12 protein-coding genes are annotated in these 21773 nt (G+C 69.7%); 6 read left to right on the top strand and 6 right to left on the bottom strand.

Annotated features, from left to right (window positions below):
* Positions 1-113: 113 nt before the first annotated feature.
* From WME79_RS29100 to WME79_RS29115, 4 genes are all read right to left on the bottom strand, one after another.
* Positions 114-242, bottom strand: coding sequence for a hypothetical protein (locus tag WME79_RS29100; RefSeq protein ID WP_437521389.1), 129 nt, complete (start codon positions 240-242; stop codon positions 114-116).
* Positions 243-553: 311 nt separating this feature from the next.
* Positions 554-2380 carry a sigma 54-interacting transcriptional regulator gene (locus WME79_RS29105; protein ID WP_437521392.1) on the bottom strand — a complete coding sequence of 609 codons (1827 nt, stop codon included), beginning with the start codon at positions 2378-2380 and terminating at the stop codon, positions 554-556.
* Positions 2381-2591: 211 nt separating this feature from the next.
* Positions 2592-3653, bottom strand: a complete 1062-nt coding sequence (locus WME79_RS29110) for a hypothetical protein (RefSeq protein ID WP_437521395.1) — start codon at positions 3651-3653, stop codon at positions 2592-2594.
* A gap of 404 nt (positions 3654-4057) precedes the next feature.
* Positions 4058-4183, bottom strand: coding sequence for a hypothetical protein (locus tag WME79_RS29115; RefSeq protein ID WP_437521397.1), 126 nt, complete (start codon positions 4181-4183; stop codon positions 4058-4060).
* Between the two features lie 206 nt (positions 4184-4389).
* On the opposite strand from WME79_RS29115, the gene WME79_RS29120 reads away from it, so the two are divergent.
* Both WME79_RS29120 and WME79_RS29125 read left to right on the top strand, forming a co-directional pair.
* Positions 4390-4878, top strand: coding sequence for a hypothetical protein (locus WME79_RS29120; protein WP_437521399.1), 489 nt, complete (start codon positions 4390-4392; stop codon positions 4876-4878).
* Between the two features lie 304 nt (positions 4879-5182).
* Positions 5183-7999: a protein kinase domain-containing protein gene (locus WME79_RS29125; RefSeq protein WP_437521402.1), complete on the top strand. Its 2817-nt coding sequence runs from the start codon at positions 5183-5185 to the stop codon at positions 7997-7999.
* A 40-nt stretch (positions 8000-8039) separates the two neighbouring features.
* Here the strand turns inward: WME79_RS29125 and WME79_RS29130 are convergent, their stop codons facing one another.
* The gene (locus WME79_RS29130) at positions 8040-8309 is read right to left on the bottom strand and encodes a hypothetical protein (RefSeq protein ID WP_437521405.1); all 270 of its coding nucleotides are present in this window, start codon (positions 8307-8309) and stop codon (positions 8040-8042) included.
* Between the two features lie 871 nt (positions 8310-9180).
* On the opposite strand from WME79_RS29130, the gene WME79_RS29135 reads away from it, so the two are divergent.
* The gene (locus tag WME79_RS29135; RefSeq protein ID WP_437521408.1) at positions 9181-10692 is read left to right on the top strand and encodes a sigma 54-interacting transcriptional regulator; all 1512 of its coding nucleotides are present in this window, start codon (positions 9181-9183) and stop codon (positions 10690-10692) included.
* Between the two features lie 225 nt (positions 10693-10917).
* Here the strand turns inward: WME79_RS29135 and WME79_RS29140 are convergent, their stop codons facing one another.
* Positions 10918-12156: a hypothetical protein gene (locus WME79_RS29140; protein ID WP_437521411.1), complete on the bottom strand. Its 1239-nt coding sequence runs from the start codon at positions 12154-12156 to the stop codon at positions 10918-10920.
* Between the two features lie 681 nt (positions 12157-12837).
* On the opposite strand from WME79_RS29140, the gene WME79_RS29145 reads away from it, so the two are divergent.
* From WME79_RS29145 to WME79_RS29155, 3 genes are all read left to right on the top strand, one after another.
* Complete coding sequence (locus tag WME79_RS29145; RefSeq protein ID WP_437521414.1) at positions 12838-16077, top strand: right-handed parallel beta-helix repeat-containing protein; 3240 nt, start codon at positions 12838-12840, stop codon at positions 16075-16077.
* A gap of 143 nt (positions 16078-16220) precedes the next feature.
* Entirely contained in the window at positions 16221-19073 is a 2853-nt protein-coding gene (locus tag WME79_RS29150) for a right-handed parallel beta-helix repeat-containing protein (protein WP_437521417.1), read from the top strand.
* A 118-nt stretch (positions 19074-19191) separates the two neighbouring features.
* Positions 19192-21732, top strand: coding sequence for a right-handed parallel beta-helix repeat-containing protein (locus tag WME79_RS29155; protein WP_437521418.1), 2541 nt, complete (start codon positions 19192-19194; stop codon positions 21730-21732).
* Positions 21733-21773 lie beyond the last annotated feature (41 nt).

Genomic DNA, 21773 nt, shown 5'->3' on the forward strand with positions numbered 1-21773 from the left:
GACGTCGGCCAGCGCAGGGCTTTCCCGATTTTCAGCACACCGTCCACCATGAGCACCACGGAGACTGTCGCCACACACATGAGCACCCCCGGGGAGATCTCTGCCCCTTCGCGCTAACCTGCGTAGCTTATCACGATCGAGAGTATCAGGCGCTTCTGGCCCTGGGCCAGCTGCTTCCCCTCGGTGGTGCCCAGCTGCTCCTCATCGACATCGTGAATCGACGGCTCGTAACGATCGATCATGGCTTCCCTCCGCTGCGCTGCTCGCGATACGACCGCGATCCGGACGGGCAGCCGCTGCCACGGCGGTCGGCCGCGTCGAACACGCCTGACCGATCCGCCGCTCGCCGCGGCGCCCTTTCACGCGAGCCTGCGCGCCGAGCTCGCACGCTGCACTTCGCATGCCATCATCCGCCTGCCATCATCCACGCTCGGACCGTGACGAACCGCGAGCACCTTCGCTGGAGCGCGACGAAGCAGCCCTGCAGGAGCCCCGCCCGAGATGGAGGCCCTCTGACGCGACCAGAGCGGCGCGGTCGGAGAGCTGCTCCCGCTCACTCGTCGCGGAAGCCGAGCCCGAACCGATCGATGCGCCGCTTGATCATGACCCGGGTGATCCCGAGCTGCCGCGCCGCCTCGCTCAGGTTGCCGGACGCCGCCTTGAGCGCCTCCTCGACGAGCTGCCGCTCCATCGGCTCGAGCGCCGCGTACCGCTCGACGAGCGACATGCCCTCGCGCGCCGCCCCCGGCGCACCCTGGCGCCCCTTCTGGATCCGCGCGCTCAGGTGGTACAGGTCGACGATCGGGAGCTCGGCCTCGATGGCCGCGCGCTCCATCTCGTTGCGGAGCTCCCGGACGTTGCCAGGCCAGCTGTGGGCCTTCAGGGCCGCGAGGGCGGCCGGCGTGAACTCCAGCTCCCGCTTGCCCATGCCCGACGCCGCCGCCCGGAGCAGCGCCCGCGCCAGGAGCTCGATGTCGTCGCCGCGCTCGCGCAGCGGGGGCACCGACAGCTCCACCACGTTGAGCCGATAGTAGAGGTCCTCGCGGAATCGCTTGTGCGCGATCTCCTCGGAGAGGTCCTTGTGCGTGGCCGACACGACACGCACGCTGACGTGCACCGGCTTCTCGGCGCCGAGCGGGTGGATCTCCCCCTCCTGGAGCGCGCGAAGGACCTTGGCCTGCGCCGCGAGGTGGAGATCGCCTATCTCGTCGAGGAACAGCGTCCCGCCGTCGGCCAGCGCGAATTTGCCGCGCTTCTTCGCGGCGGCGCCCGTGTACGCGCCCTTCTCGTGGCCGAAGAGCTCGCTCTCGACCATCGACTCCGGGATCGCGGCGCAGTTCAGCGCCACAAACGGGCCCGCCGCGCGCGGGGATACGCTGTGGAGCGTGCGCGCGACGAGCTCCTTGCCCGTCCCGCTCTCGCCCTGGATGAGCACGTGGGCCGTGGACGCGCCGTACTTCTGGATCTGGATCTTGAGCCGCTGCATCGGCTCGCTCGCGCCGATCAGCTCGCTGGCCGGGCCGCCTGGCCCGAGCGCCTCGGCGAGCGCTTCCATCTGCCGGTAGCGCTGCGCGCTCTCGAGCGCCGCCGCGGCGAGGTGCCCGAGCGCCAGGAGAAAATCGAGATCCTGCGGCGTGAAGAGCGCCGGCCGCTGCCGCGCGTCGACGTAGAGGAAGCCGAGGAGGAGCGAGCCCGCCTGGAGCGGGACCGCCATCGCCGTCAGGATCCCCTCCCGCACGAGGGTTTTCGGGGCGCCGCGCTCCCCGGTGTTGTGGAAGATGACGCCCTCGCGCCGCACGGTGACCGCCTCGAGGAGCGTTCGGCTCACGGCGATGTCGTCGGCCCCCGGGACGCCCGCGCGCGTCCGCGCGACGCGGCGAAAGCCGCGCGCGCCCGGCTCTGCGAGGCCGACCAGGGCGCGCTCGCAGCCGAGCGCGTCGAGGATGGACTGGAGCATCCTGCCGAGCAGCTCGTCGCGGTCCGCGAGGCCGAAGGCGGCGCGGCTCAGCTCGTAGACGAGCTCGAGGCGGCGATCGCTGTCGTGGCGCAAGGGCGCGAAGGCCGCCGTGGCCTGCTGGTGGACCAGCTCCGGCTCCCCGTCCTCGCGGAACGCGAGCAGGGTGTTGCCCGCCTGGATGCGGTCGCCGGCGTTGAGGAGGTGGGTCGTGATCCTGACGGTGTTGACCAGCGTGCCGTGCGTCGACCCGAGGTCCTCGACGAGCCAGCCCTGCTCCAATCGGGTGAACCGGGCGTGGAAGCGCGAGACCTGATGATCGTCGAGCACGACGTCGTTCTGCTCACTCCGGCCGAGGCGCAGGCCTTCGCGGAGCGGGAGCGTGTACGACACCTGGCCGGGTTCACGGACGACGAGGTAGGGCATGGGCGCGGGCGTCGGAGCCCGCGGCATTGTCGCCCACGAGGGCGGAGCGGCGCAACGACCCGGGGAGGGGCGCGCTCGCGCTGACCTTGGCCTGACCGCGCCGGGGGGCTCCCGCGGCTCGCCGTCCGGCGACGAGAGGCCTCGCGGGGCGCTCGTGCCGGTCGGCGGCCGCGGAGCACGCGCGGCGCGGCGCCGATGAAGCCGAGACGCCTTAGTTGTAGCAGCGCCCGGCGTTGCCGGTCCCCACGTTGTCGCAGTAGTAGCAGCCCGGCTGGCCGACATACCACGTGCGCGCGTCACAGATCTTCCTGCACGTGCCGCCATAACACTGGTATCCGGCCCCGCAGGTCTCCCCGGAGCAGGCCCCGCCCGGAGGTGTCGAGCCCGGCTGGCCGCAGCTCGCGAAGCTGCCGCCGGCGTACTGGCACGCTTCGCCCGCGGCGCAGCCCGTCTGGGTCAGGAGATCGCACGTGCCCTCGGGCGCGGGCCCCTCGAAGCCGATGTCGCTGTCCGGGAGGCCGAGGCTCAGGCAGTTAACGCCGAACGCCGAGCTGCTCACGCGGCAGAACTTGACGCACGAGCCTTGGTCCGGGTTGGCCTGATCCACCTTGAGGCACTGAGCGCCCGCGACGCACTGATCCGAGGTGCACGGAGAGCCCACCGGCAGCGATCCCGGGGACGCACAGAAGGTACGGCCGCTCGAGTCCGCGAGGAGGCACGTCTGCCCCGACGGGCAGTAGTTATAATAATAATAGGAAGGGACCAGGTTGCACTCCCCCCGATCCTCGTTCGGGGCGACATCGAAGCTGATGCCGACCGAGCCATCGCCGAGGGTGATGGATCCCTGTCCGGTCGTGAACGTGAACGAGAGTTCCGTCGTCGCGGACGCGCTGACCTCGAACGCCTGGGGATTCGGCGAGAGCAGCGCCGCGGAGACGGGAGACTCCGTGCCGTCCGGCTCGATCTTGGCGAGCTCCCAGCCGTCCGCCAGGCGGACCGTGTAAGGCCCCTGGAACAGGGCCGCCGTCAGCATCTCCGCGCCGGGATCGCCCTCGGAATCGAGGGTGGCAGCGTGAGCGCCGTTCGTCGAGTGGATGGCAAACACGGCGTTGTGGAGGCGGAACTCGCCTCCCGCCGACGTCACGAGAGGCAGGCTGACCATCCCGACCGCCTGCTCGTCCTGCGAGCCCACGGGCGACGTACAGCCGATCGTCGTCATCGCTCCGGCGGAGAAGAGGAGCGCCAATCCGAGAGGAAACCACCTGAATTTCATCTGTTCATCCATCCTTCTGCGTGCTCGGCGCGGGGGGCGCAGCCTGGCGTCGAGGTTGATCGCGCCGGTCGAGACGGCGGCATCTTCCTCGCTGCCAGGCCTGCGTGTGGTGGTCGATGCCCGCGGTCGCGCTGTGCGCCGCGGCGTCTGCCGACATGCGCGTGAGCGTCGCGCGTCGGCGTCATCGTCCTCGTCCTCGTCATCGCAACGCCCATGCCATCGCGGACGCGCCGGTCTTCGCGGCGGAGTGGCCCGGGGATCCCGTGCCGTGCGCTTGCAGGGCTCCGCGGGAGATGGCGAGCACCGGCGCCCGCTGCTGCGCTGGGCCTTCGCCCCCGCGTGGTGGCGTCCAGCGGGCCGGGCGATCGATCGAACGATCGATCGCCCAGATCGAACGATCACTTTCAGAGCTCGTCGAGCGGGACGACCTCGATCTCCGTGTGCGGGCTGCCGCCGAGGACGTTCCGGAGCAGGACGAGGAACACGACGGCCGACATCGCGCAGGATGCCGGGGTTGATCGTTTGATCAAGCAGGTTGATCCAATCGATCCATCCGCGCGCCAGCCCGGCGCCGCGGTCGGCCGGGATCAGGCCGCCTCCGGCCTCCGAGCGCGGTGGCCCGGGGATTGCTGAATCCCTCGAGCAGAATCGTTGAATGGGTCCTCTCCCGGAGAGCGCAGCAGAGCGGCGCTCGGATGCCACCCCTTCAACCGCCCCTCAACCGAAGGAGTTGTTCATGACGATCAAGTTGTCGATGCTCGGGCTCGTGTTCCTGACCGGCTGCGGCACCACCGCCACCATCACGCGCGCCAGCGGCCCCGCGGTGGAGGCCAAGATCGTCGGCGGCGACCGCTACGACGTGTACGTCGAGACGCCTTCGGGCGAACAGGCGACCATCGCCCGAAGCGACATCCAGGACATCGATCATCCCGGCTCCACCGCCGGCGTGCTCGGCGGCATCGTCACCGCGTACGGCGCCCTCAACCTCGCGGTGGGGCTCCCGAAGTGCGAGACCGAGGGCGCGGCCTTCTGCACAGGCGTCTTTCTCCCGATGGGCATCGGCCTCCCGATCATGCTCTGGGGCATCGCGACGAACTCCGGATCGCGCGGAGCGCTGGACAAGAGCCCGTCGAACGACCTGCGAGGGAGCCTCTTCGTCGCCCCCACCCACCAGTTCGCAGGGCGGCCAGACACCCCGGGGCTCTCGGTCGGCGGCGCGTTCTGACCCTCCAGCGCCGCTCTTCCCATCGAGCGCGCCCGCGCCGGAACGCCCCCGGTCCGCGCGAATCGCCGCGCAGCGAGGTCGCCCCCGGCTCAGCACCCCGCAAGCGGCGCACCGGTGCAGCGGCGGCGGCCGGTCAGCCCCCGACCGGACACGGCTCACTCCCGGGGGAGCGATGGATCCAGGTTCATCAGCTCACCCCACCTCTCACTCCTTCCCCCGCCTCGCCCGGTCCCCAGCGCTTCACGCTGCGGTGCGCGACGATTGCCGGTCCAGCTCGCTTTTCGGGTAATCTGCGTTGTCGAGCATGACGCAGCACGAGTCGCCAGACATCCCGACGGCGCCCGACGCACCGCGGGTCCTCAGTGCGTCGACTTCCCCCCAGGCGCCCCCCGTCCTGCGCGCCTGCACCGGCGCCGACCTCGGCCCGGGGCGCGTCATCGCCGGCCGGTACGAGATCCTCTCTCGGCTCGGCACGGGCGGTATGGGCTCCGTGTGGCGCGCCGTGGATCGCGAGGTGGAAGGCGAGGAGATCGCCGTCAAGGTCCTCCTCGCCGACTGGTCGAACGAGCCGATCATGGTGGCGCGCTTCCGCCGTGAGCTGAAGCTCGCGCGCAAGATCTCCCATCCCAACGTCTGCCGCGTCTACGACCTGGGCGAGGCCGACGGGCTGCGCTTCCTGACCATGGAGCTCGTCGAGGGCCAGACGCTGCGGGCCGTCCTCCTCGAGCGCACGCTCGATCCGAAGCGGGCGCTCTCGCTCCTCCACGAGGTGGCGAGCGGGCTCGCCGCGGTGCACGAGCAGGGGATCATCCACCGCGATCTCAAGCCGGAGAACGTGCTGGTGCGGCGCGATGGGCGGGCGATCGTCGCGGATTTCGGCCTGGCGCGGGGCGCGCTCGCCCAGGCGTCGACCGTCGACAGCATCGCCGGCACGCCCGCGTACATGTCTCCGGAGCAGCTGCGCGGCGAACCCCTGAGCCCGGCCAGCGACATCTTCGCGCTCGGCATCCTCGGCTTCGAGCTGCTCACCGGCCGCTCCCCCTTCGGCAGCGGCGCCCCCCTCGTGATCGCGAGCGGCATCCTGCAAGATCCGCCGCAGCGCCTCGAGCTGCCGGCGCTGCCAGCGAGCACCGTCGGCGCGCTCGACGCGCTGCTCGCGCGCGCCATGGCCAAGCGCCCGGACGAGCGATTCCCCTCGGCTGTCGGCTTCGAGGCCGCGCTCGCGGCGATCATCGCCGACCTGGGCAGGGCGAACGACAAGGCCAGCGCGACGGGCGAGGCGATCCCGAGCCGCGGCCCGTCGATGCCGGCTGGCGCCGCGATGGACGCGACGCTCCCGGACGCCCGCGCATCGCTGTCGACCACGCTCGACGCGACGACGCCAGGCGTCCCGTTGCCGGCGGCGGTCGGCGGGACGCCCCCCGGCGGCGGGAGGTCGCAGCCGCCCCGCAGGCGGCGGTGGAGCGCGGCCGTCGCTGCGGCGTCGGCGATCGGGCTCGCCGCCATCGCCTGGCGCGCCGCCGGCGGCGGGCAGGCGGCCTCCCTTCAGCTCACCGCGCCCGAGGAGCGGGCGCAGAGCGCGCTCTCGGCGCCTCCCGAGGACGCTCGCCCCTCGGTCGTGGTGATGCCCTTCGACAACCTCACCGAGGACGCCGCGTGGGATGGGCTCGGCCAGGGGGCGGCGGAGGCGATCCTCGGCGGGCTCCGCACCATGCCGCAGGTGCGCGCGGTCGGCTCGGCTCGGCCCGGCGATCCGGCGGCCGAGGCGACGCGGCGCGGCGCGACCTGGGTCCTCACGGGCACCCTTCAGCGCGTGGGGGCGAGCCTCCGTCTCTCGGCGCAGCTCCGAGCGACCGACGGCCCGGTCGCGGGCGAGCCGATCGACATCGACGGCGACCCGAGCGCTCTGCCGCGGCTGCTCGAGGCGCTGCGGGATCGCGCCATCGACGAGGTCCGCCTCCTCTTCCGGGACCATCACCGCCGGGATCGCGCGGTCCGCGGGACGAGCGACGCCACGGCCAGCGCGAGGCTGCTCCAGTACTACAAGCTGATCGGCCCCGCGCCGCGCCCGCAGCACCACGCGGAAGGCGAGCGCCTGCTCGACGAGGCGCTCGCCGCCGATCCCGGCTACGTGCCGGCGCTCGCGGAGCGGGCCTATCTCCAGTCGTTGCACGCCTACGCGCAGGACGAGCCCTCGCTGTACGCGTCGGCGCTCGGCGACCTGGATCGCGCCCTCTCGCGCGCGCCGGACGACGCGCAGGCGCTGGTCATGCGCTGCCGCGTCCTCCAGGTGAAGCGCCAGGCCCAGGACCACGCGACGGACGCCGACAACAAGGCCGCGCTCGACGCCTGCGAGGCCGCGCGCCACGCCGATCCCGGGTCGGCGGACGTGCTCCTCGTGTTCGCGCGGCTCTATGACGACACGTGCCAGAGCGACCTGGTCGATCAGGTCGCCGAGCAGGCGATCGAGCTGGATCGCAGCCTGTCGGGCAGGGTCCTGCGACATCGCATCATGCTCGCCATGCAAGAGGACAGGTGGGAGGTCGCAGATCGGGTGTCGCTCCGACTCCTCGCCTTCGAGGAGGAGCAGCGGGCGCTCGGAGCGCGCGGCATCACGCGGCGGATGGGGGTGCTGCCGGAGCCGGGCGCCCACCTGCTCCGCGCCGCGGTCCTGCTGCGCCAGGATCGGCTGGACGAGGCGCGGCAGGAGCTCTCGGAGGAGCTCGCCGCCGACACCGGGGCGAAGGCCGACAGGCCGTTCGAGGCCACCTCGATCCGGGGGCTCCTGCGCATCGCGCGTCAGAAGGGGGAGCCGGGCAACGCCCGGCTGGAGCAGCGCCTCGCCGTGCTGGAGCGGCAGTTCCAGGAGGGCGCGGAGAAGAACCCGTACGTGGCCACCGCGGTGGCCGGCGCGTACCTGTGGACGGATCCCGACGCCGCCGTGGGCTGGCTCGGGAAGGTGGGCGCCCCGGGCTCGTTCACGGAGGCGTTTCAGCGCGCGCTCGCCTACCGGATGGCTGGCAAGCACGCCGCGGCGCGCGCGTCGCTGGAGACACGCGCGCCGTCGGAGCAGTGGGAGCGAACCTGCGCGACGTGGCTGCGATCGCAGCTGTCCCTCTGAGCGCGGCGGCGCGCGCGTACCGGTCTCCTCGCCCTCCGCGTCAGATGCGACCGCAGAACGGCTGGCACATCACCTGAGGCGTGATCGAGGGCGCCTTCACGCTCGGGGCGTCCTCCTCGCCTGCGGGCGCCTCCTCGTCCGCGCCCTCCTCATCACAGGCGCCCTCGCCGTGCTCGCTGCCGGCCCCATCGCCGAGCCCACAGGGGCTGTCCTCGCTCGACGCAACACACGCGGTCGCGGACAGCATCGAGAGGAGGCCAGCGAGGAAGAGCGAAGACAGACCAAGAGACTTCAGGATGTGACGAGCCATGATCGCACCTCTCCATCGAGCAGCCGGAGAGCTGCTCTTGCAGGGATTTCCGCGGGCGATCCGCTCGATGGCCGGACTGCCGCTCATGAGATCATGAGTGGCAATCAGGACCCACGCTGGCCGTCGGCGAGCGTCATCGAGGATGGGCTCCTCGTGAGCGCTCGCCGGACCCCTCGTGAGAGCGGCGTCGTCCGTTCGCCAGGGGGATATCGCACGCGCCGTACCAGGGGTCGCCGCGGGCCCCGGGCGCGGAGCTTCCGAGGTGCGTGTCACGGGAAGAGCGGCGAGATCCTCGGAAAAAACGAGGATCTTTCAGCGGGCTGCGGACCGGGAGAGGCGAATCCGCCGGCGACTCGCCGACTGCGGAGAGAGGCTGTTACACAAGCCGTGCACAAACTGAGCTAACGACTTGCACAAAGTGAGAAGCACCGCTGCGCACGCGACCGTGCGCGCTCCTCGTCAGGGGAGTGAGCGAGAGAGAGGGTGATGTAGAGCCACGGAGCGCGGCTCCACGAGATCCCGAGGGGAGCCCCGTCGCCGTGATGGCCCTCGATGTGGAGGGAACGTGGTTCACCGCCACCGGCGGAGCGCAGCGCGCTGCCGGGGCGTGTGACCGAGCGTCCCGCAGAGCAGGCCGGCACTCATCCAGCACAACAGCATTTTTTCACCCCACTACCCCATGACGAGCGAGCGTTCTGGAGCGTTGACCGGCCCGCCGAGGGCGCCGAAAGAGCTGGCGACGGCTCTCCGGCTCCGTGGCCACGGCGACGAGCTCCATCCTGGCGTTGCACGTGGGGCACTCGAGCGCGTTGAGCTCCGCGCACGCACCTTCCCTGGGAGCACCCTCGAGGTGTAGAAAGGATCGGTGAGCATGGATCGTTCACACAGGATCCAGCCGGCCAGGGAGGTGCCCCCGAATGGTCACGCCGAGGCACGCCTCTCCGGGGCGAAGGTGATCCGAGAGCTCGCGGTGTTCGCCAGCGACGGGGTCGTGGCCCATCCCCTGCCCGAGAGCGGCTCCGTCTCGATCGGCCGCGCTTCCGACAACGACATCTGCATCAACCACCGTTCCGTCTCGCGCCGGCACGCGATCCTGCACGTCGGACCCCAGCTGCGGCTCGAAGACCTCGGCGGCACGAACGCGACCTTCGTCCGGGCTTCGGGCATGACCGTCGACACGGTGAAGACAGAAGAGCTGCGGCAGGTCTCGAAGCAGATCATCGATATCGCGCCCGGCGAATACATCACCCTGGGTTCTGTCTTCGTGGTTGTCCGCCGGACCGAGCCCGCCGAGGGCGCGCCTTCCGCCGGCGGGCGCTTGCCCTCCGCATCTCACGGGAGCAGCGATGTCGTCCTGCGGGATCCCGCCATGCGGGCTCTCTACGAGCAGGCCTATCTTGCCGCCCCGGGCCGCATCAGCGTCCTCCTGCTCGGGGAGACCGGCACTGGCAAGGAGGTGCTGGCTCAGGCCATCCATCGCCGCTCTTCCGCCGCCCGTGCGCGAGGGCCCTTCCTCGGGCTCAACTGCGCTGCTCTGTCGGAGTCGCTCCTGGAGAGCGAGCTCTTCGGTCACGAGAAGGGCGCCTTCACCGGGGCGGTGCAGGCGCGGCCGGGGTTGTTCGAGGCGGCCGACGGGGGCACGGTGTTCCTCGACGAGGTGGGCGAGCTGCCGCAGACGATTCAGGTCAAGCTCCTGCGCGTGCTCGAAGAGCACCAGGTGCTCCGCGTCGGCGGCCGGGTCCCGCGCAGCATCGATGTCCGCTTCCTCTCCGCCACCCACCGCGATCTCGAGGCCGACGTCGCGCGCGGGGCTTTCCGGCAAGATCTCTATTTTCGGCTCAACGGGGTGACGCTCACGATTCCGCCGCTGCGCCAGCGCGCCGCCGACATCGCCCCTCTCGCCGAGCTCTTCGCGGCGAGGGCCTGCAAAGCGTTCGAGCGATCGCAGATCCCCGCGCTCTCGGGCGAGGCCATCGCGCTGCTCGAGCGATATGCTTGGCCGGGCAACATCCGGGAGCTGCGCAATGTGATGGAGCGCGCCGTCATGCTCTGCGCCGGCGATCGCCTGCTCCCGGAGCACCTGCCGCCCAAGATGACGGCCCCCGCCGCACCTGCGGCCCCTGCGCCGGGCGCAGCCATGCAGGACCGCGAGGCAAAGAGGCACCCAGAGGAGCCGATGGTTCCACGCGGGAAAGAGCGGAGCGCGCCGCAGGCGCTCGCGTCGGATCCGGACGAGAGGCAGCGCATCGTCGAGGCGCTCGAGAAGTGCGTGGGGAACCAGACGTATGCCGCGAAGATGCTCGGCATCTCGCGGCGCACGCTCGTCAGCAAGATCGAGAAGTACAACCTCCCACGGCCGCGAAAGCCAAAAGAGACCCGCTAGAGCGACAAACGGGTTGAAACTGCCTGAAAAGCGCAGAATTTCGAACCGCCAAGTCGCCAAGGACGCCAAGAACGGAGAATTATCTTGGCGTCCTTGGTGTCTTGGCGGTTCATTTCTCGCTCGATCAACGTGATCGGTGTCCTAGTCTCGACTTGGGCACAGCTGTCCGGTGTCAGGCAGCTGTGTCCAAGTCGGGCGCTCCGCCATCGTGGACCTGGACCGCGTTCACGGGACGGGCTGCGCTCGTGGCTCTTGCTGCTGCCCCTCGGGAGGCGTGGCCGTGCCGTAGACGACGCGGAGCCGCGGCGCGTCCCCAGGTGCGCCGCCGTCGAGCGAAAGCGCGACGATCCGCCCGCCTGGCCAGTACCATATCACGCGCCGGCGCGCGCGGCCGGCATCGAAGCATGCCTTGATCCCATCGGTGCAGTCGCCGAGCGGCTCGAGCCGGCGCTGAGACGGGCTCCCGTAGGTGGCGTCGAAGATCCGGGAGAGCCGGTTGAACCGCTGAGCGAGCGTGCTCCACGCCGCGCTGTCGGAGCTCGCGTTCACGGCGATCTCGCAAACGGTCCCCGTGCACGCGGTGACCTTCACCGTGGCCGGCGCGCCGACGTCGGCCGGCGCGCCGCTGCACGAGAACCGCCCCTCGCCGAGGTCTTGCCACTCGAAGCCGGCACCGCTGCAACGCCCCTGCGCTGCTCCGATGTCCTCGCCAAGCGTGAATCCGGCCGCGGCCGCGGGCGGGTCGGCGCCAGGTGGTGGGCTCGGGCGGGAGTCCTCAACCCCGAACGAACCCATGCCGGCGAGCGAAAAATAGGGCCTGAGCGCCCCACCCTCCCTGCCATACCGGGTCTGGTACTCGCGCAGGGCCTCGTCGAAGCGGTTGGCCACCTCCACCTCTGCGGGCTTCTGCTCGCTCGTGACTGCGATGCCGGCGATCAAGCCGCCGATGGCGCCACCGAGCAGCACGCCCGCAGCGACGGCGCCCGATCGGTCCTCGTGGTCGGACTCAATAACGATATCGCCAAAGTAAGCGATCTCGTCCCCGCCATGGACAGAAAATCCGAGATCTTTGGCGATGTAAACAGGAGTTTTGGCGACGCCGCCGAGCGAGCAAGAGACTTGCTTGAGGTAAACCTGCCCGACACGGACGGCGGTGAAGATCCAGCCCGTCTCGTCGAGCGAAACGACCCTCGAAGAACTGGTGTCCCCGGGAGACGCGTAGGGATTGGCGGAGCTGTAGCCGCGCCCCCCGGAGGAGCCGTTGCTCCCTGAGCCCTGGCCCGCCTGAGCCCCCTGGGCGCTGTCGTCACCGCCGATGTAGATCTCACAGTCGCTGGTGATGTCTTTTCCTCTGTTGGCGACGAGGACGCGCCCGAAGATGGCCCCCTGCCCCTTGTCGAGCGCTCCCGGCCTGAGGTTCGACGCAGAGCTCGCGCAAGCGGTTGCGCACAGAGCGCAGAGCACAATCACACATGATGTGGACAAGATCCCTGGACGCATCGCCACCTCCTGACATCCGCTCTTCGGGCTCGATCGCTGCTGGTGCGCTGTGCGGCTGCCGTGAGCCTCTCCGATCTCCGAGCTTCAGCACGGCGCGTACCAGGGCGGCGTCGCCCGGGCAGCGGCGGGAAGCCCGTGGCTGAACCGGGATCGCGGCCGCGCGCCCCTGCGCGGATGGATCGAACGGATCGATCCGTTTGATCAGACGATCACATCCAGGAGCTCCCTCGACGTCCACGCCACGGACGCTCGGTCAGCGGCCGCCCCGGGAAGCACCAACGTTGCTGCGCGCGATCCAGACTGCCGTCAGCGAGCTCGGCGGCTTCACCTCGATCGGGTTCCAATCGCCTCCTGACGATGGTATCAACGGATCCACGGCCGCCCCAGGGGCGCGGCTCGTGCTCCGCGGGGCTCCAGCACGGGTACGTAGCCTGGCCTCAAACTTGATTCCTCTGTGACGGCGTCCGCTCGTCGACGAGGCCTGCCCGTCGGCGCCAGACGTCGCGCGCTCAGAGAACGAGCCGTCTCGGTCCCCCGTCCCCGGGTGAGGTGCTCTCTTCACCAACATACTCGTGGGTCATGAAAGGTACTATGCATCCTCTCTCCACCTCGGCACGAGCTCGTCTATGTTCCCCGAGCGCGCTCGTGCTCTTCGCGCTCGCCTTGGTGGTGGCAGGGTGCGGCGCCGACGACGGCGGGCTCGACGCTTCAACTACAAGCACCAGCGAGGCCAACTGTGCTCCCGGGGAGATGCCGCTCGACGACGGACGCTGCCAGCCAGCCGGCCTGCCGCTGGACATGCCGTGTCCTCCCGGCGAGATGCCGCTCGAGGGCGGCGGCTGCCAGCCGGCCGGGCTACCACCGGACATGCCCTGCGCCCCCGGCGAGATGCCGCTCGAAGGCGGCGGATGCCAGCCGGCGGGGCTGCCGCCGGACATGCCGTGCGCCCCCGGCGAGATGCCGCTCCCGGGCGGCAGCTGCCAGCGCGCCGGCGTGCCGCCGGTGGCCTGTGGCCAGGGGTTCGAGCCGGATGGGCAACGCGGATGCACGCCCGTCCTCCCCGAAGGCCCTTGTCCGCCAGGACAGATGGCGATTCCGGGTGAGTCCGAGTGCCATGAGGTGGCGCCGTGCGGCGAAGGCGATTACGGGCCGATCCCCGTCGACGAGACGACGCAGTTCGTCAACGCGGCCTATACCGGAACGGACAGCGACGGCACGCGGGACAAGCCCTGGAAGCGCATTCAGGACGGCATCGACCGCGCTCGATTGGGCGCGATCGTGGCTGTCGCGGCGGGGCGTTATGCAGAGGATCTCGTGATCCGATCGAGGCGAGTACGACTCTGGGGCCGCTGTCCTGCTCTCGTCGAGGTGATCGGAACCGGGGCAAGGGTCGAGACGCTCGCGATCCTCGACGGAAATGCGAGCGGCTCCGAGGTCCGGGCGCTGGCGATCACGGGGCCGGGCTTCGGCATAGGCATGAGCGGAGCCAGCGATGTGCTCGTCGATCATGCCTGGATCCACGATACCCAGAGCGAGGGGATCCTCGTCGAAGACTCGCTGGGTCCGACGAGCGTCGAGGTGAAAGCCTCGCTGATTGAGGCCACGAAGAGAATCGCCGTCTTCGTCATCAGCGCGGAAGCGACGATCGACACGACCGTCGTGCGCGGCACCCAGCCAGACAGCGGGGGGGAGTACGGCGCTGGCATCATCGCCCAGAACAGCGCCCGGAAGCGCGCGACCCTCACGCTGCGGCGCTCGGTCGTGGAGCACAACCATGACACCGGCGTGATCGTGACCGGCTCGGACGCGACGATCGAGGCCACCGTCGTGCGCGACACGCAGCCGGACGGTCGCGGGAGGTTCGGACGTGGCCTCTCGATCGGAGACGATCCCGATACGCTGGAGCGATCGAACGTGACGGTTCTTGCCTCCTTCCTCTCGCACAACCACGAGTTCGGCATACTGGTCACCGGCTCGGAAACGACGATCGAGGCCACCGTCGTGCGGGACACCCAACCCGAGAGCGATGGGACGGGCGGAGCAGGGATCGAGATCGAGAACGATGGTCGTGGAGCGCGCGCCACGCTCGCGCTGCGCGCTTCGCTCCTGGAGAACAACCACGGGGTAGGGCTGCGTGTCGAGGGTTCCGATGCGACGGTCGAGGCGACGGCCGTGCGCGGCACAAAGCCAACCAGCGACGCAACACCTGGGCGTGGCGTCGAGGTCTTCAACGCGAGAAAAGAACAAGCGACGCTAGCGCTGCGAGCGTCGCTTGTGGAGAACAATCACAACTCTGGGGTGGTGATCGTGGGCGCGATCGCCGACATCGAGGCGACCACGCTGCGCGGCACTCAACCGGAGGATCAGGCGCGGGACGCGGTCGGGATCACGGTCGCCGGCGACGCCGACACCGGCGAACGGGCCCAGCTGGCGCTCCGAGCATCGCTGCTGGAACAGAACCAATACGTCGGCGCGTTTATCCTCGGCTCGGACGCGACGATCGAGACGACCATCGTGCGCGATACACAGCCGGATAGCGAGGGGATAGGAGGAGACGGCATCGTGATTCAAGAGTACCTGCGTGAGCGGGCGAACGCCTCGCTCCGCGCCGTGCTCCTCTCGCAGAACCATGAGCTCGGCGTGCTCGTGGACGGCTCCGACGCCACGCTCGAGGCGACCGTCGTGCGCGACACACAGCAGAACCGCGACGGCACAATGGGATTTGGCATCGCGATTGAGCATCAGCACGGGCGGTCGAACGTGACGCTCCGCAGCTCGGTCGTGGAGAAGAACCGAGCGTTCGGCATCAGCGTCGTCGGCTCGGACGCGACGCTCGAGGCGACCGTCGTGCGCGACACACAGCCCAACCGCGATGGGGCGTTCGGACGCGGCATGGCCGCTTTCGTGGACCCCGACACGCAGGAGCGGTCGAACGTGACGCTCCGCACCTCGCTCCTCGATCGAAATCATGACCTCGGTGCGCTCGTCTCGGGCTCAGATGCCACGTTCGAGGCGACCATCGTGCGCGATACCCGACCCGCGAGCAATGGAGGCGCAGGATATGGTATCGAGATTCATAACGATGGCGACACGGGCGAACGGGCGAAAATGACACTCCGCAGCTCGGTCGTGGAGCGCAACCACGAGATCGGCGTGCTCATGTCCGGCTCGGACACGACGATCGAGGCGACGGTCGTACGCGACACACAACCAGGCGATGATGAAGATGGGAGCGGCATCGCCATCCAGGACAACGGCGACACGCGCGAGCGGGCGAACGTGATGCTCCGCGCCTCGCTCGTGGAACGCAACCATAATTCTGGCGTCCTGGTCCTCGGCTCGGACGCAACCGTCGAGGCCACCGTCGTGCGCGACACGCAGCCGTCCCGCAAAGGGTGGAGGGGACACGGTATCCATATCCAGGACAACGACGAGACGCTCCAGCGGGCGACGGCGACGCTCCGCAGCGTGCTCGTGGAGCAAAATCATGCCTTCGGCGTGACCGTCTTCAGCTCAGACGCGACGATCGAGGCGAGCGTCGTGCGCGATACCCAGGCGGGCGGCGACGGGACGCGAGGCGACGGGATCGCCGTGCAGTTCGACACTCAGCCAGCGACGGCCACCATCACCTCGACAGCCGTGGAAGCAAACGCCCGCGCCGGCATCTCGAACTTCAGCGCGGCCGTCGTCCTCGTGTCGAGCACCGTCCAGTGCAATCGAATCGACCTGAACGGCGAGGACTTGGTAGAGGGCCAGCCTTTCTCGTTCGACGGCAGCACGGAGAACCGCTGCGGCTGCGGGGGTGAGGCAGATCCCACCTGCGCGGTGCTGAGCCGGAATCTGAGCCCGCCTGAGCCCATCTCTCCCGTCGACCCGTCGAGATGAGACGCCGGCCCCTGAAGCGCGGGGAGGGCGCCCGCGCCGCGGATCGTCCTCGCCAGCGGTACCGCGATCTCGCGCTCTCTCGGCTCCCAATCCCTGCGTGGTGTGCCCACCATGGCGCGCTTGCCGGGCAAAAAGAGGAACTCATGCACCCTCCCTGCCTCTCCGTGCGACATCTTCTGTGTTGTCGGAGCGCGCTCGCGCTCCTCGCGCTCGCCTTCACGACGGCGGGCTGTGGAGCCGACGACCGCGCGCCGGTGCCGCCGGACCCCGGTCCAACCGAGGCGTGCGCACCAGGCGAGATGCCACTCGACGGCGGCGGCTGCCAGCCGGCCGGGCTGCCTCCAGGCCACACGGCGGGGCTCCCGCCGGACATGCCGTGCGCGCCGGGGGAGATGCCGCTCGACGGCGGCGGCTGCCAACCAGCAGGGGTGCCGCCCGAAGCGTGTGGCCAGAGCTTCGGTCCGGATGGGCGAGGTGGCTGTACTCCCATCCTCCCCGAGGACACGTGCCCTCCGGGTCGGATGGCGGCGCCCGGAGACACCCGGTGCTATGAGGTCGCCCCCTGCGGCAGCGGCGACTACGGGTCGATTCCGGTGGAGGCGACGACGCAGTTCGTGAACGGAGCCTATCCCGGAAGCGACAGCGATGGGACAGGCGCGAGGCCCTGGAAGCGCATCCAGGAAGGGATCGACCACGCCGCGACAGGAGCGATCGTCGCGGTGGCCGCGGGGACCTACGCGGAGGACATCCTGATCCAGCGGAGACCGGTGCGGCTCTGGGGCAGATGCCCGGGGCTGGTCGAGGTGGTCGGCACCGGAGCGGAGCTCGCGACGGTCCTGATCCTCGGGCGCAGCGCGAACGCGTCCGAGATCCACGCGATCGCGATCACCGGGGCGAGCATCGGTATCGGGACGAGCGGCGCCATCGACACGGTCATCGATCGCGTCTGGATCCACGACACGCAGGGACGAGGAATCGACTCGGCGAGCGACCTCGGCACCACGACCTTCACGGTCTTTGGTTCGCTGATCGAGGCGGCGACGGACATAGGCGTGACGCTCTTCGCCACGGAAGCGACGATCGAGGCCACCGTCGTGCGCGACACCCAGCCGAATGTCGATGGAATGTTCGGGCGCGGCATCCAGGTCGAGCACAGCGACCATCGACGATCGGCGCTGACCCTGCGCACCACGCTCCTGGAGCGAAACCACGATGCCGGCATGGTCGTCCTCGGTTCAGACGCCACGATCGAGGCGACCGTCGTGCGCGACACCCAACCGAGACAGAGCGATGCGCTGCACGGATACGGTATCTCGATCGAGTACGATCACGCCACGAGAGAACGCTCCGACGTGACGCTCCACTCCTCGTTCCTGGAAGGGAACCACGTCCACGGCGTGGCGGTGCACGGGTCGGATGCGACGATCGAAGCCACGGTGGTGCGCGACACCCGAGAGAACGGCGACGGGACCTCAGGAGCCGGCGTCGCGATCCAGGATGACGGCGAACGGGCGAGCGTCGCGCTCCGCTCGTCGCTGCTGGAGCAAAATCGCGGCATTGGCATGATCGTCCGGGGCTCGGACGCGACGGTCGAGGCGACCGTCGTGCGCGGCACCCAGCCCACCAGCGATGGGACGAACGGACACGGCGTCGTGGTTCAAGATGACCTCGACACGCACGAGCGAGCGAACATGACGCTCCGCTCCTCGCTCGTCATAGAAAACCACGACGTCGGCGTGTTCGTCTCCGCCTCGGATGCGGCGATCGAGGGGACCGTCGTGCGCGACACCCAACCGCAGCTCGACGGCTCGAGAGGGTACGGCATTGCTGCCGATTGGGCGGATGTCGAGGCGCAGTCGCGCGCGACGCTTGCGCTCCGCGCGTCGCTCGTGGATCGGAACCACAGCGCTGGCGTGCTCGTCCTCGGCTCGGACGCGACGATCGAGTCGACCGTCGTGCGCGACACCCAGCCGCTCAGGACCGACGGAGTGAGCGGACACGGCCTCGCTGTGCAGGACCTGCACGAGCGGGCGAACGTGACGCTCCGTAGCTCGCTCATCGAACGCAACCATGACGCCGGGGTGCTGCTGGTGGGCTCGGACGCGACGGTCGAGGCGACCGTGGTGCGCGACACCCAGCCGCGCCGGGGCAAGGGCATCGCGGGACGCGGCATTGCGCTCGACCGGAACCTCACCACGCACGAGCGGGCGAGCGTCACCGTCCGCGCCTCGATCCTTGAGCGGAATCGGGACATGGGCATCAGCGTGTCCTCCTCGGATGCGACGATCGAGACGACCATCATTCGTGATACCGAGTCAAGAGAGAGCGATGGACTGGCAGGCTACGGCATCCTGGTCGAAAATATCACTGAGACACGCGATCCGGCTAGCGTGGCGCTGCGAGGCTGTCGCCTCGAGCAGAACCACATGGCCGGCATGGTCGTCTTCGATTCGGACGCGACGGTGGAGGATACCGTCGTGAGCGAAACCCAGCCGGTGAGCGATGAGAGGGGCGGGTACGGCATCTACGTCGAAGACGATCCCGCCACGGATGAGCGTGCAGGCATGACACTCCGGCGCTCGCTCGTGGAGCGGAACCATATCGCCGGCGTGATCGCCTTCAGCTCAGACGCGACGGTCGAAACGGCCGTCGTGCATGACACCCGCCCAAACAGGCGCGACGGGACGTTCGGTGACGGCATCGTCTTGATCTCGCGCGAGGGTCCGAGCGCGGCGACGATCACCTCGACGCACGTCGAATCCAACGCCCGCGCTGGTGTCGCGAACTTCAGCGCGCAGGTCCTCCTCACCTCGAGCACCGTTCAGTGCAACAGGATCGACCTCGTGGGCGAGTCGTTCCTGGCTGATCAACCGTTCTCCTTCGATGGCAGCACGGGAAACATCTGCGGCTGCGGCGACACGCCAGAGCCCACGTGCCCGGTGCTGGGCGCCCTTCTCAGCCCGCCGGAGCCGATCCACCCTGTCGAGCCTCGGTGATGGCCGTCGTTGCTCGCCCCCTCTCGCCCGGCGCACGTCGCCTCTCAGCGGCCGCGCCGGCCCCTGCGCCGGCGTGGCGCCCTCACCTGCGCGCGCTCGCGAGACCCTGAAAGGCGCCATGCAACCGCTCTCCTCCTCTCTGCGAGATCGTCGACGTTCCCGGAGCGCGCTCGCGGGGCTCGCGCTCGCCCTCGTGATCGCCGGCTGCAGAGCCGACGAGAGCGCGCCCGGCGCCGAGCTCACGGCCCTCGAACCAGAGGCGTGTCGTCCCGGGGAGATGCCGCTCCCAGGCGGCGGCTGTCAGCCGGCCGGGCTACCGCCGGGGGTCACGGCGGGGCTGCCGCCGGACATGCAGTGTCCTCCCGGAGAGACGCCGCTCGACGACAGCGCGTGCCAGCCGGCGGGCGTGCCGCCAGACGCGTGCGGCCGGGGCTTTGAGCCTGACGGGCGAGGCGGCTGCGAGCCGATCCTTCCCGAGGGCCGGTGCCCGACCGGGCAGACGGCCGTCCCTGGCGACACCGAGTGCCACGACGTGGCGCCGTGCGGCAACGGTGATTACGGGGCGATTCCGGTCAACCCGATGACGCAGTTCGTGAATGGATCCTATCCAGGGACGGACAGCGACGGAACGATGGCGAGGCCCTGGAAGCGCATCCAGGAAGGCGTCGACCACGCCCTCCCGGGGGCGATCGTGGCCGTGGCGGCCGGGCGCTACGTCGAGAACGTCCTGATCCTGGGGAAGCCCGTCCGGCTATGGGGAAGGTGCCCGGCCTTGGTCTACGTGGTGGGCATCGGGGCAGCGACCGCGACGATCGACATCCTGCGGGGGGATGCGAGCCGGTCCGAGGTTCATGGGCTGGCGATCACGGGGCCAGCCGTGGGCATCGGCGCGAGCGGGGCCAGCGAGCTGCTCATCGATCGCGTGTGGGTATATGTTCCGACGGGCTGGGGGCTTGGGGCGGATGACCTGCTCGGCCCGACGAGCCTCAGGATGAACGCTTCCCTCATCGAGGGAGCCAGCGAATTCGGCGTATTCATCTGGGGCGCGGACGTGACGATCGAGGCGACCGTCGTGCGCGACACCCAGCCTCACAGCAATGGGATGGGTGGGTTCGGCGTCCGGGTCGCGGAGGGTCGCGACACGCACAGGCGTGGGACGCTCTCGCTCGACACCTCGCTCCTCGATCAGAACCTCGGAGTCGGCCTGGACGTGGTCGGCTCGGACGCGAGGGTCGAGTCCACCGTCGTGCGCGACACCCGACCCTACGGCGACGGGAACTCGGGCCTCGGGATCCAGGTTTCAGCCGCAGGCGAGCGCGAGGCGAACAGAGGTGCGACGCTCCGGCTGCGCGCCTCCCTCCTGGAGCGGAACCACGACGCCGGCCTGCTCGTCGTCGGCTCGGACGCGACGGTGGAGTCCACCGTCGTGCGCACCACCCAGAGTCGCAGCCACGGGATGACAGGGAAAGGTATCCAAGTTCAGGATGATGACGCGAGGCACGAGCGTGGTACGCTGCTGCTCCGAGCCTCGCTCGTCGAAGACAATCATTTCACAGGTGTGTTTGTCCAGCGTTCGGACGCGACGATCGAGGCGACCATCGTGCGCGATACGCAGCCCACTGGCGATGGTGTCAATGGCTCTGGCGTCGCCGTTAGCGGGAACGGTACCACGCACGAGCGTGGGTCGCTATCGCTGCGCGCGTCGCTCATCGAGCGAAATCACCAGGCCGGCGTGTATGTCCGGGCCTCCGAAGCGACGATCGAGGGGACCGTCGTGCGCGGCACCCAGCCGAACAGCCACGGGACCGGTGGCGAGGGGGTTGAGATCATCGGGACGGAGGGCGCGGCCGGGCACGCCAAGCTCTCGCTTCGCAGCTCGCTCGTCGAGCGGAACCATGAGGCCGGCGTGTTGATTCAGGCATCCGAAGCGACGATCGAGGGGATAGTCGTGCGCGGCACCCAGCCGAACAGCGAGGGGTACGGCGGGATGGGGATGGTCGTTCAGGACGAGGGAGTCACGATCACCGGCATCCCCACGGCGCGCGAGCGCGCGCGGCTCGCGCTTCGCGCCGCGCTCGTGGAGCAAAATCGCAATACCGGCCTGGTCGTCGTCGGCTCGGACGCGACGATCGAGTCGACCGTCGTACGCGACACCCGGTCGGGGAGCGACAGAACGGGCGGAGTTGGCATCAGCGTGGAAGCTAACTTCGCGACCCAAGAGCACGGGGCGCTGACGCTCCGCAGCTCGCTCCTGGAGGAGAACCGCGAGGCCGGCGTGCTCGTCCTGGCTTCGGACGCGACGATCGCGTCGACGGTCGTGCGCGACACGCGGACGGACGGCGACGGCAAGCGCGGCGACGGGATCGTGGTCACGTCCCACGGCGAGCCGACCTCGGCCACCATCGCCTGGACCAGGGTCGAAGGCAACGGCCGCGCCGGCATCTCGAACTTCAGCGCGGCCGTCACGCTCGTCTCGAGCACCGTCCAGTGCAATCGCATCGATCTCAACGGCGAGGACGAAGTGAAGGCCCAGCCGTTCACCTTCGACTGCACCAGAGGAAACGTGTTCGGCTGTGAGGCCCCAGACACCGTCTGCTCGGTGCTGAGCGCGGACCTCAGCCCGCCTGAGCCCATCGCCCCTATCCGATCTGGGCGATGATGCAACGACTCAATTCGGCGGCGTGCGGAGGGGAGACTCGT

This window comes from Sorangium sp. So ce726, assembly GCF_051521405.1.
Classification (GTDB): domain Bacteria; phylum Myxococcota_A; class Polyangia; order Polyangiales; family Polyangiaceae; genus Sorangium.

Bases quoted from the DNA above. Each gene is read 5' to 3' on its own strand.
- WME79_RS29100 (WP_437521389.1), bottom strand. From the start codon at position 242: ATGATCGATCGTTACGAGCCGTCGATTCACGATGTCGATGAGGAGCAG.
- WME79_RS29105 (WP_437521392.1), bottom strand. From the start codon at position 2,380: ATGCCCTACCTCGTCGTCCGTGAACCCGGCCAGGTGTCGTACACGCTC.
- WME79_RS29110 (WP_437521395.1), bottom strand. From the start codon at position 3,653: ATGAAATTCAGGTGGTTTCCTCTCGGATTGGCGCTCCTCTTCTCCGCC.
- WME79_RS29120 (WP_437521399.1), top strand. From the start codon at position 4,390: ATGACGATCAAGTTGTCGATGCTCGGGCTCGTGTTCCTGACCGGCTGC.
- WME79_RS29125 (WP_437521402.1), top strand. From the start codon at position 5,183: ATGACGCAGCACGAGTCGCCAGACATCCCGACGGCGCCCGACGCACCG.
- WME79_RS29130 (WP_437521405.1), bottom strand. From the start codon at position 8,309: ATGGCTCGTCACATCCTGAAGTCTCTTGGTCTGTCTTCGCTCTTCCTC.
- WME79_RS29135 (WP_437521408.1), top strand. From the start codon at position 9,181: ATGGATCGTTCACACAGGATCCAGCCGGCCAGGGAGGTGCCCCCGAAT.
- WME79_RS29150 (WP_437521417.1), top strand. From the start codon at position 16,221: ATGCACCCTCCCTGCCTCTCCGTGCGACATCTTCTGTGTTGTCGGAGC.
- WME79_RS29155 (WP_437521418.1), top strand. From the start codon at position 19,192: ATGCAACCGCTCTCCTCCTCTCTGCGAGATCGTCGACGTTCCCGGAGC.